Genomic DNA, 17,657 nt, shown 5'->3' on the forward strand with positions numbered 1-17,657 from the left:
ACTTGAAAGCTTATTTAACAGATAAACAAACGTTCATTAACGACCAGTTGACCATGTATGTAAGAGATTATACCGTCCCTGGCAGACTTCAGGATTCGATTCTTTATTCTATTGAGGCTGGTGGGAAAAGGCTGCGTCCTATTCTTCTTCTGGCCACGGCGGAAGCCTTTGGAGCTCCAGCGGGCAAAGGGTTGACCGCTGCCGCCGCTCTTGAAATGGTGCATACGTACTCCTTGATACATGACGACCTTCCAGCTATGGATGATGATGATACCAGGCGCGGGCTGCCTACCAATCATAAAAAATTCGATGAAGCGACAGCTATTCTTGCCGGAGATGCCCTGCTCACCATGAGTACCCAGCTGATTGCAGAAGACCCGTCTCTTGCACAGGAAGAAAAATTATTTCTTATTCAGGAGCTGACTAAAGCTGCCGGTCCAAGAGGTATGGTCGAAGGTCAGATGCAGGATATGCTGAGTGAAGGAAAAGAGATATCTCTCGAGTCTCTGGAAGCCATTCATAAAAACAAAACCGGCGAGCTGTTGAAATATGCGATCCGTGCAGGTGCAAAGCTTGGAAAGGCCTCAGAGCAATCCATGCAGCAGATGAGCGGAATGGCGGAAGCGCTCGGCCTTATTTTCCAGATCCAGGACGACATTCTGGATGTGACCGGCGATGCAGAAGTGATCGGTAAACCTGTAGGCAGTGATGTGGTGAATGATAAAAGTACCTATCCGGGTCTTCTCGGTCTGGACGGTGCAAAAGAGCAGAAGGATCATTACGTCAAAACAGCTGAGTCCGCTTTGACGGAAGCAGGTGTGGAAGGTACGGTTCTGTCACAACTTATTCACTATTTAAGTACGCGTGATCATTAATCGGAAGGATTTCGATTGAGGTGTGTGCTGAAATATGATATATTATTTTTACAAAAGGAATGGTGCAGTATTCTAGTCGGTCCTCCGTTCCTGAAGGCGGGCCTAAAAATCCGCCAAAGGGCACATCGATGAAGTTCCTTGTGTTGGCTTGAGGCGCCCAGCCTTGGGTCGATGCTGGGAGTTAAGGTCGCAGGGCGATCCACAAAGGCATGTGGGCGTTGACCCTGCTTCCGCGGAGGCCCATTCTTGTAACGGGCTCTGAGCCAGATACCGTTATGAAATGGGGTATGAACCTGCAGCATATGGAGTAACATCTATATGCGCAGCGTAGCCTGCCTTGAGTGGTTTTTGAGGGGATTACAGTCCATGAGACCCTGTGACTACAGATGGCCACTGTGGTCCTGGGACGTAAGCTGTATGAAATCACAACTGCAAAAGAGGCTAAGGAACGGTCAAAGGCTGTCGGGGAAATCCCCTAGACTGTTCTATGGACATAAAACGGGAATTATAGTGCGGACTGAGTGGCAATCTAGTCCAGTTATCGGAAACGAGGCTGAGTCGAGTTTAAAGGGGAACCGCCAGAGTGGTGACACTCGGTACTTGATTGGGAAAACCTACTAGACCTAAGCCGCAATTTTTACCCGTTTTGTGACCATTCCTTTCTGTTACATAATTAAATTATGATTATATATAGATATAGAGGGTAAGAATGGATAATAAATTAAAAAAAGCCGTAAATTTCAGTTTGAGTATTGCCGTTATCACATTTGTGTTAGCGGCTATTTTTTCAGTTATCTCTTCTTCCGTTTTAAGTGGAGTCATGTGGGTCATTGGACTGATCATTGTATTTATCATCGTGTTTACCGGTGTAGTCTTTGATATGCTTGGTATAGCAGCTACAGCTGCTGAAGAGAAGCCCTTCCATGCGATGGCTTCCGAGAAAGTCCCGGGCTCCAAGGAAGCTATTGCGATTGTCAGAAATGCGGATCGATTCGCAAGTTTCTGTAACGACGTTATAGGGGATATATCTGGTATAGTTAGTGGTACGGCCTCCACTGTCGTCGTACTTCAGCTTGCTTCGAGTTTCGGGTATACAGAAGGGTCTGCCGTCCAAATCGGTATTAACGTAGCCCTTACCAGTATCGTGGCAGCACTGACGGTGGGAGGAAAAGCCATTGGTAAATTCTTCGCCATCAATAAATCCACGCAGATTATCTTTTTTGCTGCCAGGGTGATTGCATGGTTAGAAAACAAATTAAATGTAAGAATATTATCAAATGTCATGTCGTCCACTAAAAAATCAAGATAATTACAAGGGGGTCCTTCAATGGATCTGAGCAGAATCAACGACCCTTCGTTATTGAAGGATATGAATACGAAGCAATTGGAAGAATTTGCAGCAGAAGTGAGACAGTTTTTAATTGAAAACCTGGCCACAACAGGCGGCCACCTCGGGGCGAACCTGGGAGTAGTGGAGCTGACTCTGGCTCTTCATAAAGTATATAACAGTCCCGTTGACCGTCTTATATGGGATGTCGGGCACCAGTCATATATCCATAAGATTCTGACCGGCCGTGGAGGGCAGTTCGACACACTGCGGCAGTATAAGGGCTTGTGCGGCTTCCCGAAACGTGATGAAAGTGAGCATGATGTATGGGAAACCGGCCACAGTTCAACTTCGCTGTCCGCGGCCATGGGGATGGCTATTGCACGCGACTTGAAAAAACAGGACCATTCCATCCTTCCCATCATTGGTGATGGAGCCCTGACAGGCGGTATGGCGCTGGAGGCGCTGAACCATATCGGGCATGAGAAAAAGAATGTAACCGTTATCTTGAATGATAATGAAATGTCGATCGCTAAAAACGTAGGAGCCCTGCACGGGGCGCTCGGCCGGATGAGAAGTGCAGGGAAGTACAATCGTGCCAAGGATGATCTCGAATGGCTGCTGAAGAAGATTCCCGCCGTTGGAGGAAAACTCGCGCAGGCAGCAGAGCGCTTGAAGGACAGCATGAAGTACTTTGTTGTTCCGGGCATGTTCTTTGAAGAGCTCGGGTTTACGTATTACGGACCGGTGGATGGTCATGACTTTGAAGACTTGATGGAAAACCTGAACTATGCGAGAAAAACAGACGGACCGGTCATCGTTCATGTAATGACCAAGAAAGGGAAAGGGTATCATCCCGCCGAAACCGATGTGAAGGACAAGTGGCACGGTGTAGGTCCTTATAAAATCGAATCAGGAGAGAAAATCAAACCGGTCGATGCTCCTCCTGCGTGGAGCTCGGTTATCAGTGATGCGCTGATTAAAAAGGCACGGGAAGATGACCGCATAGTGGCTGTAACTCCTGCCATGATTCTCGGGTCCAAACTGGAAAAATTCGGCGAGGAATTCCCGGACCGTTTATTTGATGTAGGCATTGCCGAACAGCATGCTACCACGATGTCCGCTGGTCTTGCGACCCAGGGGATGAAGCCGTTTCTGGCCATTTATTCCACGTTCCTGCAGCGCGGTTATGATCAGGTGGTCCATGATGTGGCTCGTCAGAAATTGAATGTGATTTTCGGTATTGACCGCGCAGGACTCGTCGGAGCTGACGGAGAGACCCACCAGGGTGTGTTTGATATTGCATTCCTGAGGTCTGTTCCGAATATGATCATCAGCATGCCGAAAGATGAGGATGAAGCCCAGCATCTCGTTCATACAGCTGCAGAATATGAAGAGGGGCCTTTTGCAATCCGTTATCCGCGGGGGAACGCTAAAGGAATCGACACGGATAAACATATGAGGTCCATCCCCGTCGGCAGCTGGGAAATCCTGAAAGAGGGGACAGAGGCTGTCATCCTTACGTTTGGGACGACCATTGATGCAGCTCTTGATGCGGCGGGCCGTCTGGAGAAAGAAGGACGGTCTGTGCGGGTGGTGAATGCCCGTTACATCAAACCGATGGACGAGTCCATGCTGCATGATATGATGAAGCAGGGGCTGCCGATTCTGACAATAGAGGAAGCGGTTCTTCAGGGAGGATTCGGTTCAGCAGTGCTTGAATTCGCTGAGGAAAACAATTACACCTCCCAATGGGTGCGCCGGATGGGCGTTCCAGACCGGTTCATTGAGCACGGCAGTGTACCAAAGCTCTGGGAAGAAATCGGATTGACCCCGGAAAACATGGTTAAAAACCTAAAAGAATTGATACCTACAAAACAACAGAGGGCATAAAAGATATGGGCAGAAAAGTACGTTTAGATGTATTACTTGTAGAAAAAGGCTATATAGAAACGCGTGAAAAAGCGAAACGAACCATCATGGCCGGACTTGTTTTTCATGAACAGGTCCGCCTTGATAAACCCGGCTTGAAGGTGGACGAGGATCTGGAGTTGATTGTTAAAGGCCGTCCCATTCCGTATGTCAGCCGCGGCGGATTGAAGCTTGAAAAAGCATTGAAGCACTTTGATCTTTCCGTTAAGGACAAGATTATGATTGATATCGGTTCCTCCACAGGCGGTTTTACGGACTGTGCGCTTCAGAACGGAGCCAGACTCAGCTATGCCGTGGATGTCGGATATAATCAGCTTGACTGGCGTCTCCGCAATCATGACCAGGTGGTTGTTATGGAACGGACCAATTTCCGATATGTGACGAAAGAGGACCTTACACACGGTCAGCCGCAGTTTGCTTCCATCGATGTCTCCTTCATATCCCTTCGTATCATTCTGCCGGTTCTTGCTGAGATTCTGGAGCAGCAGGGAGATGTGGCAGCACTAATAAAACCACAGTTCGAAGCAGGTAGAGAACAGGTAGGGAAAAAAGGAATTGTGAGAGACCCTTCGATTCACAAAGAGGTCGTAAAAACAATTCTTGATTTTGCTTCTGATCACGGATATTCTGTTTATGGACTCACTTTTTCTCCGATTACCGGCGGGGATGGGAATATAGAATTCCTCGTCCATCTGCGGCTTGATGAAGGCAGCAGCAGTGGAGAACAGGTGGATATCGATGCTGTAGTCAAAGAAGCGCATGAGGCGCACAGCAGAAACGCATAATGAATGTAAAAGGGCTTAGCACAGGCCCTTTTCTTATGGAAGGACTTGAAACGGAGGATGGTCATGAACAAAGGACAACGTCACATCAAAATCAGGGAACTGATCACAAACGACGATATTGAAACCCAGGATGAGCTGGTCGATCGATTGAAGGGTATGGGATACAATGTCACCCAGGCAACCGTATCCCGCGATATCAAAGAACTACATCTTGTAAAGGTGCCGATGATGGATGGCCGGTACAAATACAGTCTCCCTGCAGATCAGCGCTTCAATCCGTTTGAAAAGCTGAAACGGCTCATGATGGATGCCTTTGTCAGTATAGATCGGGCCGGACATTTTATTATTTTGAAAACTCTGCCGGGGAACGCCAATGCTGTAGGTGCTCTCGTGGATAATCTGGAATGGGATGAAATTATGGGGACCATCTGCGGAGATGATACCTGCTTAATTATCTGCCGCAGTGAAGATCATACGGAGTCAATTAGTGAGCAGTTGCTAAATATGCTATAACTGAGGTGGATGGTTTCATGCTAACAGAGTTGTCTATTCGTGATTTTGCAATCATTGATGAGATCTCAATCACGTTCAAAGAAGGGTTGACTGTACTGACCGGTGAAACAGGTGCTGGTAAATCCATCATTATTGATGCGATCCAGCTTCTTTCCGGTGGTCGGGGATCCGTTGAATTTGTTCGTCATGGAACAAAAAAAGCTGAAATTGAAGGGTTGTTTACCGTGCAGCCTGAGCATCCGATCCATAAGGTCGGACAGGACTATGGTGTCGATATTGATGAGGACGGCATGGTTGTTCTTGAACGGACCATTACCCATCAGGGGAAAAGCATCTGCCGGGTGAATGGAAAACTGGTGACACTCGGAATCATGAGGGAGTTCGGACATTCCTTGATCGACATTCACAGCCAGCATGAGACGCAGTCGCTTATGGATCCTGACCGGCACGTCGAGCTTTTGGATGTATTTGCCGGTGAAGAGCTTCGTTCGGTCCTGGACGAGTATGAGAGCGTTTATGACAAGTACAGAACGATGAAGAAGCGCTATAAAGAATTGAGTGAGAATGAGCAGGAAATGGCTCAGCGTCTGGATCTGCTTGAATTTCAGCTGCGCGAGCTTCAAGGAGCTGAAATGCAGCCGCTTGAAGATGAAGAGCTTTCCGAAGAGCGGAAGAAACTCATGAATTTTGAGAAGGTGTACCAAGGCATTCATGATGCCTATTATTCTTTGTACGGGGAACAGCGCGGAATGGACTGGCTGAGTCATGCAATGACTTCTTTGGAAAGTACATCCGATGTGGATGAAAACCTTGCACAACTGTCGGAAGAAATGACGAACACGTATTACCTGATGGAAGAAATGACGTTTAAGCTGAGTAACCATATGGCAGAGCTTGAATTCGACCCTGAGAGACTCAACCAGATCGAATCCCGGCTGAACGAACTCAACCGTCTCAAGAAGAAGTACGGAGCTACGGTGGATGATATGCTTCAGTATGCTTCACGGATTGAAGAGGAAATAGATGAAATCCGCAATAAAGATTCCCATTTGAGTAAGATGGAGAGTGAAATCGCCGATTTGTCCGAGGATGCTCTTCTTGAGGCGCAGGGGATGCGTGAAATCCGCGTGAAAGCTGCAGATCAGCTGGCTGAATTCATTCATGTAGAATTGAGAGACCTTTATCTGGAGAAAGCAGCCTTTGCTGTGGACCTGCAGACGAAACCGGGGAAACAAGGAGATCCGGAACTGGATGGTACTCCTGTCCAGCTGCTGCCAAACGGTATTGATTTAGTGAAATTCCTGATCACGACCAATCCCGGAGAGCCGCTGAAAGAACTACATAAAGTAGCATCCGGGGGTGAGATGTCCCGGATTATGCTTGCGTTGAAGCGGATTTTCTCGCGGCATCAGGGCATTACGAGCGTGATTTTTGATGAAGTGGATACAGGTGTCAGCGGAAGGGTGGCCCAGGCGATTGCTGAGAAGATTTACGGGATCTCTGAGGGATCGCAGGTGCTCTGTATTTCCCACCTTCCCCAGGTAGCAGCTATGGCGGATACCCATGTCCGGATTGAAAAGCGTGTGGAGGATGAGCGGACATCGACAGCAGCCAAGGAACTTACAATGGATGAAAAAGCTGACGAAATCTCCCGCATGATTACCGGAGCAGAATTAACCGCTACAACCGTTGAGCATGCACGGGAACTGCTTACGATGGCAGATAAACATAAAAGTAAATCATTATGATGAACCTAAGCGCATGGACGAGTCCATGCGCTTTTGTTTGTTTTATCTTTTCCACCGACACACCTCTTTATACAACGTTTACCTATACGTTGGAGAATGTTTCAAAGCAAGGCAAACGGTACTATAATTACTCAGATTATGCTCGTTTAAAAAGGATTAAGGAAGACCACATTATAAGTAAGCCATTTAGTTGGTACTGGAGTACAAGGAGAGTGAACCCGTGAAAAATCAAGCCTTTAACTATATATGTGGTTCTGTTCTCCTGCTGTTTATGCTTATTTTGCCCTTTTATGCCCCTGTCCAGCACTATCTATCCATCCCGACAGAAGTAAAAGTCGGCGCCAGCCCTGATCAACCTTCTGTTGACCAGGAAGCGTGGACGGCGTTTTCGTCCACAAATGATCACGAAGTGTTTTATGAGTTTGCAGGTGTACCGGTTAAAAAAACCAGCCTGGAGCCGTTCAAGGATATCCGGTTGATCCCCGGCGGTCAGTCGGTAGGTGTAGAGCTTCATACGAAAGGTGTGCTTGTCGTAGGGCACCACCTTGTAAACGGAAAAGGCGAACAACGGACTTCTCCAGGAGAAAAGGCGGAAATTCTCATCGGCGACATCCTGCTTGAAGGCAATGGAGAGGAAATTAACAGTATGGAGAAATTATCCTCCATCGTAAAGAAAACCGGGGAAAAGGAAGAACCCCTGAAACTGAAAATTAAACGGGGAAAGGAAATAACGACGACAAGCCTGACACCGGCCTACAACCCGCGGGAAAAGGAATATCAGATTGGTCTGTATATTCGTGATTCTGCAGCTGGGATAGGGACAATGACTTTTTATGATCCTGAAACGAAAAAGTATGGCGCTCTCGGTCATGTCATCTCGGATATGGATACGAAGAAGCCGATTGAAATTCATGAAGGCACCATTGTCAAATCGCAGGTCACCTCCATTGAAAAAGGAGCACAGGGCGTTCCGGGAGAGAAAAAAGCCAGGTTTTCCTTGAGGAACGACCGCCTCGGAATCATTACAAAAAACACGCCGTTCGGTATCTTTGGAACATTAGATGATGATATGACGAATGAGGAATATCCGGAGGGACTTCCTATCGGTTTCGCAGAACAGGTGGAAGAAGGCCCGGCTCAAATTATGACGGTCCTTGACGGGGAGAAAATGCAGACCTTTGATGTGGAAATTGTCAGCAATATGCCGAAGAAATCTGCGGTAACAAAAGGAATGATTGTCAAAATCACAGACCCTGAGCTTCTGGATAAAACGGGAGGGATTGTTCAGGGGATGAGTGGCAGCCCGATCATCCAGAATGGAAAAATCATCGGTGCCGTGACTCATGTGTTTGTCAACGATCCGACAAGCGGATATGGCGTCCATATTGAATGGATGCTTCAGGAAGCAGGTATTAACCTTCATGAAGAAGAAGAGGAAAAGAAAGCAGGCTAGGAGCTCATAAAGGGCTCCTTTTCCTTTTCGTCGACAAATTTCGACACCGATGGCCGGGCATATGTCGAATACATACGAAAAACCGAGTATTTTTAAGCATTTGCCAGATATTCTCTAATTCTTTATATTTTTTGTTATAATAAAAAAGGAAAGTCTTATATGCCTGTCGAATACGTGTATTACGGAAATAAAGAGGATTATTCTCTTAAGGAGGAAAAAGGAATGGAAAAGATTCAAGTGTGTTTGGCTGATGATAATAGAGAGCTGGTAAAGCTTCTTGAAGAGTATTTTGAAGACACTCACGATATAGAAGTGGTCGGTACTTCCTACAATGGAAAAGACTGTCTGCAAATGGTCGAAGAGAAGAAACCGGACGTGCTGATTTTGGATATCATTATGCCGCACCTCGACGGCCTTGCTGTGTTGAACAAGCTGAGGGATATGGACAAGCATCCTGAGGTCATTATGTTAACCGCGTTCGGCCAGGAAGAAGTGACGAAAAAAGCTGTCGAACTTGGAGCGGCTTATTTTATGATGAAGCCATTCGACCTTGATCACCTTGGAGAGCAGGTCCGCCAGATCAAACATGCCGGCGATCCCATCAATCGTGCCCTCGGCAGCAGTTATTCCTCAGCAAGATCGAAAAAACCGGATCTCGATACAAGCATCACCCATATCATTCATGAAGTCGGGGTGCCGGCCCACATTAAAGGGTATCAATACCTTCGTGAAGCCATTACAATGGTCTATAAAGATTTGGAACTGCTTGGATCCATTACAAAAGTTCTTTATCCGGATATCGCCACTAAATATAACACAACAGCATCTCGTGTCGAACGGGCCATCCGCCACGCCATTGAAGTAGCCTGGAACCGGGGCAATATCGATGCTATTTCCTCCTTGTTCGGCTATACGATTTCCAATACAAAAGCAAAACCCACGAACAGCGAATTCATCGCGATGGTGGCTGATCGTCTCCGCCTGGAGCATCGAGCAAGCTGATCCATTGAAAAAGCACGTATGTGACAACATACGTGCTTTTTTATGTCATTAGCTGTTTAATTTGTCCTGCAAGCTCTGCGTTATCATAAACCCCTTCGTCAATGGAAAAGAGCTCGTCCTTCAAGAAATCATGGGCTTCCTTATCGACAAAGGCAAGGCCGTCGAGGTTAATCAACCGGTAACTGAAAGGAAGGTCCAAATATTGAATAATGACATATCTGTGTCCTTGATCAAAATAGCTGCAAAGGACAGACATCTCGCTGTTTTCTGGATAATATCGTGTTCCGCCGAACCCGTCATTCATCAAAACCATCTGATCACCCTTCCTCCTAGTATCCATAATATAGGATAATAAACAAATATGTAACAAATTTATAAGGAAATTGTAAAAAACTTGTAGAAATATAAGAAAAAAAGTTTTTTAAATTTTTTTGATAAATCTGTTCAACTTTCCGCCTCATTTGTGTTACAATTCTTAATTATTAATTACTTTGGTACTCTAATGAGGTGTTGTACATATGAAAGTCGTAAAATTTGGCGGCAGCTCCGTTGCCGATGCAGGACAGCTCCAAAAAGTGAAGGATATCGTAACGTCTGAAGATAACCGGCGTGTTGTCGTCGTTTCCGCTCCTGGGAAACGATACAGCGGCGATCAGAAAGTGACCGATCTGCTCATCAAGCTGGGGGAATCAATCCAACACGATCAGGTTGACCATGAGGTATATAAAATGATCGTTGACCGTTTTCAATCGATGGTCGATGAGTTGAACCTTCCGATGAATGTATTGGAAGAAGTGAGGAAGCGGTTGGAGTTCTCAATGGAGCAGGTGCAGAAAAAAGAAGCCAAAGCCATAGACTCCTTGAAATCCTGTGGTGAAGACGGGACCGCGTTAATCTTGAGCGCTTATTTAAGGCAGGAAGGTTATGACTCCTCTTATGTAAATCCGAAGGAAGCGGGCATTCTGGTCCGTGATGAACCCGGTGGAGCTCTTGTGTTAGAAGAAAGTTTCGACCAGCTCTACCGTTTAAGGGAGCGCAGGGAAATCCTCGTCATCCCCGGATTTTTCGGTTACACACCTGAAGGGACCCTTGTAACCTTCTCCAGAGGTGGGTCGGATATTACCGGTTCGATTGTGGCAGCAGGGCTGCAGGCGGAACTTTACGAGAACTTCACCGATGTGGATTCGGTCTATTGTGTGAATCCGATGTATGTGGACCGCCCGAAGGAACTGACTTCTCTGACCTACAGGGAAATGCGTGAATTATCGTACGCCGGCTTTTCGGTTTTTCATGATGAGGCGCTTATTCCAGCTTTTAAAGCTAAAATTCCCGTCTGCATTAAAAACACAAACAACCCTTCCGCACCTGGGACGATGATTACAGCAGATCTGCCTGAGCGTGAATCCCATGTAGTGGGAATTGCCAGTGACAAAGGCTTTCTTAACTTGTATGTCAGTAAATACTTGATGAACAGAGAGCTTGGTTTTGGGCGGAAACTTCTGCAGATTCTGGAAGATGAAGGAGTTTCCTTTGAACATGCCCCTTCTGGAATCGATGACATGTCTGTTGTACTAAGGGATCACCAGCTTCCGCCGGAGAAAGAGGAAGTGGTCGTCGGCAGAATTAAGGAAGAATTGAAAGTGGACACGGTTATCATCGAACGGGATATGGCGATGATTATGATCGTGGGAGAAGGGATGAACCAGACCATCGGAATTGCCAGCCAGGCAGCCTGTGCCTTCAGGGAAGCTGATGTGAACATCGAGATGATTAACCAGGGATCTTCTGAGGTTTCCATGATGTTTGGAGTGAAGACAGAAGGACTGGCTGATGCAGTTCAGTCGTTATACCGCACGTTTTTCGAATAATAGATAGAAAAAGACGAAGCCCTTAAAATCGGGGCTTCGTCTTTTTTAGATCATCGAACTGCTGGTATAAATCATCCAGTGTGTGAATGCCGTGCAGTTCGGTCTTCTCCAAAAGGAAACGGAACAACTCTGCCGTCATAATAGCATCATTCAAGGCATGGTGCCGGTCCCTTTTTTCAATGCCGACATGTTTCAGTAGTGGATCGAGCTGATGGCGGACATGCGGGAGCAGCCATTGGGCCATCACCTGGGAATCAATCACGTGCGGGTCATACTCCGGGAGCTTCCATCGTTTCAACATTGTTTTGAGAAAACGCATATCAAATTTTGCTGGATGAGCGACCAAGACGGATCCTTCGCTGAACTCCATGAAAGATTGAAACCCTTCAATAAAGGGACTGGCGTTTCTCAACTGATCCTTGGAGAGGCCGGTAAGACGAAGAGTCTGCTTGTTGACAGGACGGATCGGCCGGATCACTTGATAAAACGTCTTTCTGTGACAGGCATTCCATCCGTTCAAACGAATCGCCCCGATGGAAATGATCTCGTGACCGATTTCAGGAAGAAAGCCGGTGGTCTCTAAATCGAAGATGGTAAAATCGAGAGAGGTCAGCGGCTGTTCTTTGAAGTGCGCCTCTTTCCCGGCCTCGTGAAGGCTCTGTTCCAGCTGGTGATACGTATGCCATCTTAAATAAGGTTTTATTTTGTAATGATATAATGGTTTTTCAAAAAGCAGATACTTTATGATCTGTAAGTCAACAGGTAACATCAAACCACCCGATTTCGGTTATAACTCAGTTCAAGCACCTGCTGCAGCCGTTTCGCAATAATAAGCGCTTCTCTCAAGGAGCGGCGTTCTTCCTTTTTCAGTGGAGTGAGCTTTAAGTCATTGGATAAGGTGTCTCCTTCTTCCAATTGCTCAAGGTTGGACTGCAGACGGAAAAGCATCAGCCTGTGCAGGGCTGTTTTTGCGTTTTCCACGTCCCTGGGGTGGAAACGTTCATGTTCGGCCAGGGCGTCCAGGCGGTTGACTGTATTGATTTCTTCAATTCCATATTTCATGCTGTAAATGCGTATGGCGTTGACAATCTGCATGATGGCAGATTTTTTAATATTCAAGGTGCGTTTTTTACCGATGCCTGAAATCCTGCCAAAAGGCTGCACGGGAACGCGGAACCGAAGGGTATCCTTCATCAAGAGCTGATGAAGGTTCAAGGATTTCTGAACCTTTTGTGTTACGTATTTTTTCAAATCATAGGCCAGGGAGTAGTCTCCGCTGATAGGCCTGAAATCCATGAAAATGGTGAAATCGCGGATTTCTTCCGCATCCATCTTGGTGATCCATTGATCGATATCCGCATGCCACTCATCTGTCTGTTTTCTCCATTTGTCCTCTTTGGCCATGATTCCTCCTGTGCAGTACGGATATCCGCACTCATGGAGCATATCATTGATCTTCCTGGAAAAAATGGAGAAATAGGCATCGATTTTCTTCTTATGCTTGGACTTATCGTAATCCGCCATGATCATCGCATTATCCTGATCGGTGGAAAAAGCCTGCTCCTTACGGCCTTCACTTCCAAGCACAAGAAAACAATAGTTCACCGGCGGCGCACCATAGCCTTCGCGGATCATTTCGTCTTCTGCAATCTGAACAATCTGCTTATGAATTCTATCGTTGTAGTTTGTCATCAATTCCGCAATATCATAGGCCAGCATCTTGTCTTTAATTAAGCTGCGGACAAACTGCTGGAACCGTTCATTATAAATCGGGGACAATGACTTGATTTCCTCCACACTCGCAGAATTGGAAATTTTGTAGGTGAGGTCGAAATACACCGAGTTCTTGATGGTGAAAAACGACGACTGCCTTAAGATACCGACCACTTTGTCCTTGTGCAGGACCGGAATGATTTCTGTCGGATGGTGTTTCAAATAACTAAGCGCATCATAGATGAACTCCTGCTCACTAATTTCATATGCTTCCTCTGACATATAGGCTTGGACGGGGTTGTTATGATCATTTTCGAAGTAGGCTTTTAAAATTTCGCTGTAGCCGATCATCCCAACCATCGACCTTGAATCCTCGCTCACGATAAGCGCTTCAATTTTTTGCTGCTGCAGCATCCGGGCTGCTTTTTCAATGGAAGCCTGGGGATGGATGAATGTAGGGGGCTCCATGTAAGCATCGGCTCTTTTTTTATATAATTCACGGTCGTCCTCCTCATCTGTGGAGGAACTTTTATATTTGACCTCGTCATACAAGCTTTTCATCAAGTGGCTGATTCCGTCCATCACCACTTTGGAAAACTGGGTATTGTTTGACATGATCTGCAGGAAGGATTCACGTTCAAAACAGATCGTTTTTATCGGTTCAAGAGCCTGTACAGAGAACCGCATTTCTCCGCTCGTCAATAAGATCATGACTCCGATCAAATCACCGGGATAATAAAAGCGGACAGACAGCTGCCGGCCGTTGGACCGGTGCATAATGTTCTTGGCAAGACCGGAGATCATAAAGTGGATATCGATCGAATCATCTTCCTGATCCTCATGAATGATAAATTCGTTTGTGCTGTATTCCTTTACGGAAGCTTTTCCGAAAACGTCCTGGAATTCCTCCTCAGACAACAGGTCAAACGGGTACTGCTGCCTGAATAATTCAAACTCTGTCACAGAGCAAAACTCCTTCATTCTGGATAGTTGGATTGTTTGAACCGTCCTTTAGTCAAGTTCCTTTTTCTGTCCCGGTGGAGAATGAAGCCTCCAATGAAAGCCAGTCCGCCTGCGAAAAATAGAATACCAGCCAGACCCTGGAGGGCAATATGAAAGTAAAGATCATGGAATTCCCCGAAAAGGGCATCACGGATTAATTTTATGCCGTAGACGGCGATCAAACCCGGAGTTACTAATAGCAGTAGTGCTATGAGGCGCATGGGCATCGCTCCTTTTTATAGTCCATTCACAGTATATCAAATGGGGAGGGAAGTGGGAACAATCCCATGCTTGCTAAAATATGCAGATTGATATACGATGAAGTTACGCAAAATATTGCAGGGTGTGGTGAAATGAAACGAGTATTGATTGTTGGAGCCGGCAAAGGCGGTACCGCTCTGCTGAAGCTGCTTAGTCAAGTGGACCGTATGCAGGTAGTGGCTGTGACAGACATCAATTCAGACGCTCCTGGTCTTGCTCTTGCGGAATCCTGTGGAATTCCTGCGGGCGGGTCCTGGGAGGAATGGATACATAAAAAGATTGATATCGTTATTGAAGCGACTGGACAGGAAGATGTGTTCCAGTCGATTAGAGAAGAAAGAGACGAAACGACGGTTGTTATTCCAGGGTCTGTGGCTTATGTGACAGCCGAACTTCTTGAAGAAAAGGAAGCTCTTGTTCAAAAGCTGAAACGACAGACGGATAACCAGCATTTCATTTTAAACAGCATTCACGATGGGATGATCGTCGTCGATAACAAGGAGAACATTACATTCATCAACCCCAGCGCTTCCCGGATTCTGGGCAGAAGTCATCAGGACGTTCTCCATCGTCCTGTTCAAGAGATTATTCCCGCCTCCAGACTGCCTTACACGATGGCATCCAAACACGAGGAAGTGAACAAGAAGCTGGAACTGGAAAATGGAAAGACGGTTGTGACAACCAGGATACCAATGATTGATGAAGATGGAAGTGTCATTGGTGCCTATGCCGTGTTCAAGGATATTACAGAGGTGGTTCACCTGGCTGAGGAAGTCACCGACCTGAAAGAAGTCAAAACCATGCTGGAAGCTATTATACAATCGTCGGATGAGGCGATTTCTGTTGTAGATGAGAATGGAAGCGGTTTAATGGTAAATCCTGCCTACACAAGGATTACCGGTCTTCCGGAAAAAGACATCGTCGGAAAGCCTGCGACAGTGGATATTTCAGAAGGAGAAAGTATGCATATGAAAGTCCTCCGTACGCGCAGGCCTGTCCGAGGAGTACGGATGAAGGTTGGTCCTGCCAGGAAAGATGTCCTGGTGAACGTGGCCCCTGTTATTGTCGATGGCAGACTAAAGGGAAGTGTCGGAGTTCTGCATGATGTATCAGAGATTAAATCCCTGACAAGTGAATTGAAAAGAGCCCGGCAGATTATCCGAAGCCTTGAAGCGAAATACACGTTTGATGACATTATCGGAGATTCACCTGAAATGACCCTGGCACTCGAACAGGCCAAGGTCGGAGCCCGGACTCCGGCATCGGTGCTCCTGCGAGGCGAATCAGGTACAGGGAAGGAATTGTTTGCACATGCCATCCATAATGAAAGCGGGAGACGTCATAACAAGTTTATCCGGGTGAATTGCGCGGCTATTGCCGAGTCGCTGCTTGAAAGTGAGTTGTTCGGATATGAGGATGGAGCATTCTCCGGGGCGCGCCGTGGAGGGAAAAAGGGATTATTCGAGGAAGCAGACAACGGCAGTATTTTTCTTGATGAAATAGGAGAATTGACTCTGCCTATGCAGGCGAAACTTTTGCGTGTGCTTCAAGAAAATGAAATGATTCGTGTGGGCGGAACCAAACCGGTTCACATTGATGTGCGGGTCATTGCTGCTACGAATATAAATCTGGAAAAAGCGATTATGAATAAAAATTTCAGAGAAGACTTGTATTACCGGCTGAACCGTCTTCCTATTTATATCCCTCCTCTCCGGGAGAGGATTGAGGACATCCCCTTGCTGTCCGCCCACCTGATTCAAAAGCTCAACGAGGATTATGGGCGTAACGTAACGTCCCTCAATGAAGCGGCTTACCAGTGTTTAATGGACTATCCGTGGCCTGGAAACGTAAGGGAACTGGAGAATATTATCGGAAGAGCGATGATCTATATGGAACATACAGATGAAATCATAAAGCCTGAACATCTGCCCACTCTTAAAAAACAAGAGGATTCCGTAGAACCGGGCCGGACATCTGCTGGTTGGAGAGGGGAGACACTGCAGGAGGCTGTGGACGACTATGAAAAGAAACTGCTCGTCGAAGCGTATCGTTCGCACGAGTTTAATAAGACCAAAACAGCCAAGGCTCTCGGTATTTCCATTAGAAACCTTTATTATAAGCTTGAGAAGTATGGATTGGATAAAAACAGCATGCAATATTTTTCATAATGCAGAATCCTGCAGGTGCCGAAATGCCTTGTGGGGCTGTACGGGCGTCTCAGACTTTTGGCATGAAATTTGCATGAATGAGATTAGGGATGAGGTGAAGCTTTGAAATCGTTAGATGAACTGATAGAAACCATTGACCGAACGAGCAGACAAACCGTGGCTGTCGCTCAGGCCGCAGATCCAGAAGTATTAAAAGCCGTGAAAATGGCCTTGGACCAGGAACTGGCTCGTTTTATCCTTACAGGTGAAGAAGCGGATCTTAAAACGTGTGCCGCGGAGGCGGGCCTGTCGCTTGACCACCCGGATCTGCAGTGGAAACCGGCGCAGCCGAAAGAAAGTGCCCTCGTGGCTGTACAGGCTGTAGCAGAGGGGGAAGCGGATGTCTTGATGAAAGGGCATGTAGATACGAAGACCCTCCTGCAGGCAGTGCTCCATAAGGAATACGGCCTTAAAAAGAGAAAGGTTCTTTCCCACGTAGCTTTGTTTGAAATTCCCGGGAGAGACCGATTAATATACTTAACAGATGCCGCTATGAACATTCAGCCAACGCTGGAAGACAAAGTAGAGATTATTCTGAATGCGGTGGAAGTGGCCCACAAAGCAGGATGGGACAATCCGAAAGTGGCTGCCCTCGCAGCCGTAGAGGCAGTCAATCCTAAAATGCCGGCATCCACCGATGCAGCCTTGCTGACCCAGATGAACCGCCGTGGTCAAATCGCGGGCTGTGTGGTTGACGGCCCGCTCGCCTTTGATAATGCGGTAGATGCAGAAGCGGCTGCTCATAAGAACATTCAGTCAGAAGTAGCCGGCCAGGCAGATATCCTCGTTGTTCCTACCATCGAGACGGCCAATGCGCTTTATAAATCATTTGTATACTTCGTCCATGCCAAAGTGGCGGGTGTGATCAGTGGAGCATCTGCTCCCATCGTGTTAACATCAAGGGCTGATGAAGCCCAGAGCAAAATTTACTCACTGGCTTTAGCTTTAAAAGCCAGTCAATCCTAGGAGGA

15 protein-coding genes are annotated in these 17,657 nt (G+C 46.8%); 11 read left to right on the top strand and 4 right to left on the bottom strand.

The genetic code is table 11. The features are described 5' to 3' along the window. The first annotated feature begins 2 nt into the window (after positions 1-2). The 8 genes from ACXADP_RS08480 to spo0A all read left to right on the top strand — a co-directional run bounded on the left by ACXADP_RS08480 (position 3) and on the right by spo0A (position 9,635). The gene (locus ACXADP_RS08480) at positions 3-875 is read left to right on the top strand and encodes a polyprenyl synthetase family protein (RefSeq protein ID WP_474970415.1); all 873 of its coding nucleotides are present in this window, start codon (positions 3-5) and stop codon (positions 873-875) included. A gap of 709 nt (positions 876-1,584) precedes the next feature. Next, positions 1,585-2,184 carry a hypothetical protein gene (locus tag ACXADP_RS08485; RefSeq protein ID WP_474968956.1) on the top strand — a complete coding sequence of 200 codons (600 nt, stop codon included), beginning with the start codon at positions 1,585-1,587 and terminating at the stop codon, positions 2,182-2,184. Between the two features lie 18 nt (positions 2,185-2,202). Then, positions 2,203-4,095, top strand: a complete 1,893-nt coding sequence (gene dxs, locus ACXADP_RS08490) for a 1-deoxy-D-xylulose-5-phosphate synthase (RefSeq protein ID WP_474971242.1) — start codon at positions 2,203-2,205, stop codon at positions 4,093-4,095. Positions 4,096-4,100: 5 nt separating this feature from the next. Continuing rightward, entirely contained in the window at positions 4,101-4,919 is an 819-nt protein-coding gene (locus ACXADP_RS08495; RefSeq protein ID WP_474968954.1) for a TlyA family RNA methyltransferase, read from the top strand. Positions 4,920-4,982: 63 nt separating this feature from the next. After that, positions 4,983-5,432 carry a transcriptional regulator AhrC/ArgR gene (gene ahrC, locus ACXADP_RS08500; RefSeq protein WP_027955448.1) on the top strand — a complete coding sequence of 150 codons (450 nt, stop codon included), beginning with the start codon at positions 4,983-4,985 and terminating at the stop codon, positions 5,430-5,432. Positions 5,433-5,449: 17 nt separating this feature from the next. Further along, positions 5,450-7,180, top strand: coding sequence for a DNA repair protein RecN (recN, locus tag ACXADP_RS08505; RefSeq protein WP_474968953.1), 1,731 nt, complete (start codon positions 5,450-5,452; stop codon positions 7,178-7,180). Positions 7,181-7,400: 220 nt separating this feature from the next. Beyond that, positions 7,401-8,633 (top strand): SpoIVB peptidase, encoded by a 1,233-nt coding sequence (spoIVB, locus tag ACXADP_RS08510; RefSeq protein WP_474971243.1) that lies wholly within the window; start codon positions 7,401-7,403, stop codon positions 8,631-8,633. A 222-nt stretch (positions 8,634-8,855) separates the two neighbouring features. Further along, positions 8,856-9,635, top strand: a complete 780-nt coding sequence (spo0A, locus tag ACXADP_RS08515; RefSeq protein WP_027955451.1) for a sporulation transcription factor Spo0A — start codon at positions 8,856-8,858, stop codon at positions 9,633-9,635. 40 nt (positions 9,636-9,675) lie between these two features. On the opposite strand, the gene ACXADP_RS08520 is transcribed toward spo0A, so the two are convergent. After that, positions 9,676-9,948, bottom strand: a complete 273-nt coding sequence (locus ACXADP_RS08520; RefSeq protein ID WP_474968951.1) for a hypothetical protein — start codon at positions 9,946-9,948, stop codon at positions 9,676-9,678. A gap of 205 nt (positions 9,949-10,153) precedes the next feature. On the opposite strand from ACXADP_RS08520, the gene ACXADP_RS08525 reads away from it, so the two are divergent. Then, positions 10,154-11,503 (top strand): aspartate kinase, encoded by a 1,350-nt coding sequence (locus ACXADP_RS08525; RefSeq protein ID WP_474971244.1) that lies wholly within the window; start codon positions 10,154-10,156, stop codon positions 11,501-11,503. Between the two features lie 22 nt (positions 11,504-11,525). On the opposite strand, the gene ACXADP_RS08530 is transcribed toward ACXADP_RS08525, so the two are convergent. The 3 genes from ACXADP_RS08530 to ACXADP_RS08540 are packed head-to-tail and all read right to left on the bottom strand — an operon-like array spanning position 11,526 to position 14,439. Then, positions 11,526-12,272 carry a 3'-5' exonuclease gene (locus ACXADP_RS08530; RefSeq protein ID WP_474971245.1) on the bottom strand — a complete coding sequence of 249 codons (747 nt, stop codon included), beginning with the start codon at positions 12,270-12,272 and terminating at the stop codon, positions 11,526-11,528. After that, complete coding sequence (locus ACXADP_RS08535) at positions 12,272-14,179, bottom strand: DUF294 nucleotidyltransferase-like domain-containing protein (protein ID WP_474971246.1); 1,908 nt, start codon at positions 14,177-14,179, stop codon at positions 12,272-12,274. Before ACXADP_RS08535 ends, ACXADP_RS08530 begins: the two co-directional genes overlap by 1 nt. A gap of 14 nt (positions 14,180-14,193) precedes the next feature. Beyond that, positions 14,194-14,439, bottom strand: a complete 246-nt coding sequence (locus tag ACXADP_RS08540; protein WP_027955456.1) for a DUF2627 domain-containing protein — start codon at positions 14,437-14,439, stop codon at positions 14,194-14,196. Positions 14,440-14,571: 132 nt separating this feature from the next. On the opposite strand from ACXADP_RS08540, the gene ACXADP_RS08545 reads away from it, so the two are divergent. Together ACXADP_RS08545 and yqiS are read left to right on the top strand one after the other, a co-directional pair. Further along, positions 14,572-16,647, top strand: coding sequence for a sigma-54 interaction domain-containing protein (locus ACXADP_RS08545; protein WP_474968947.1), 2,076 nt, complete (start codon positions 14,572-14,574; stop codon positions 16,645-16,647). Between the two features lie 102 nt (positions 16,648-16,749). Further along, complete coding sequence (gene yqiS, locus ACXADP_RS08550) at positions 16,750-17,652, top strand: phosphate butyryltransferase (protein ID WP_474971247.1); 903 nt, start codon at positions 16,750-16,752, stop codon at positions 17,650-17,652. Positions 17,653-17,657: the final 5 nt, after the last annotated feature.

The organism is Halobacillus sp. AWH4_228 (assembly GCF_056158365.1).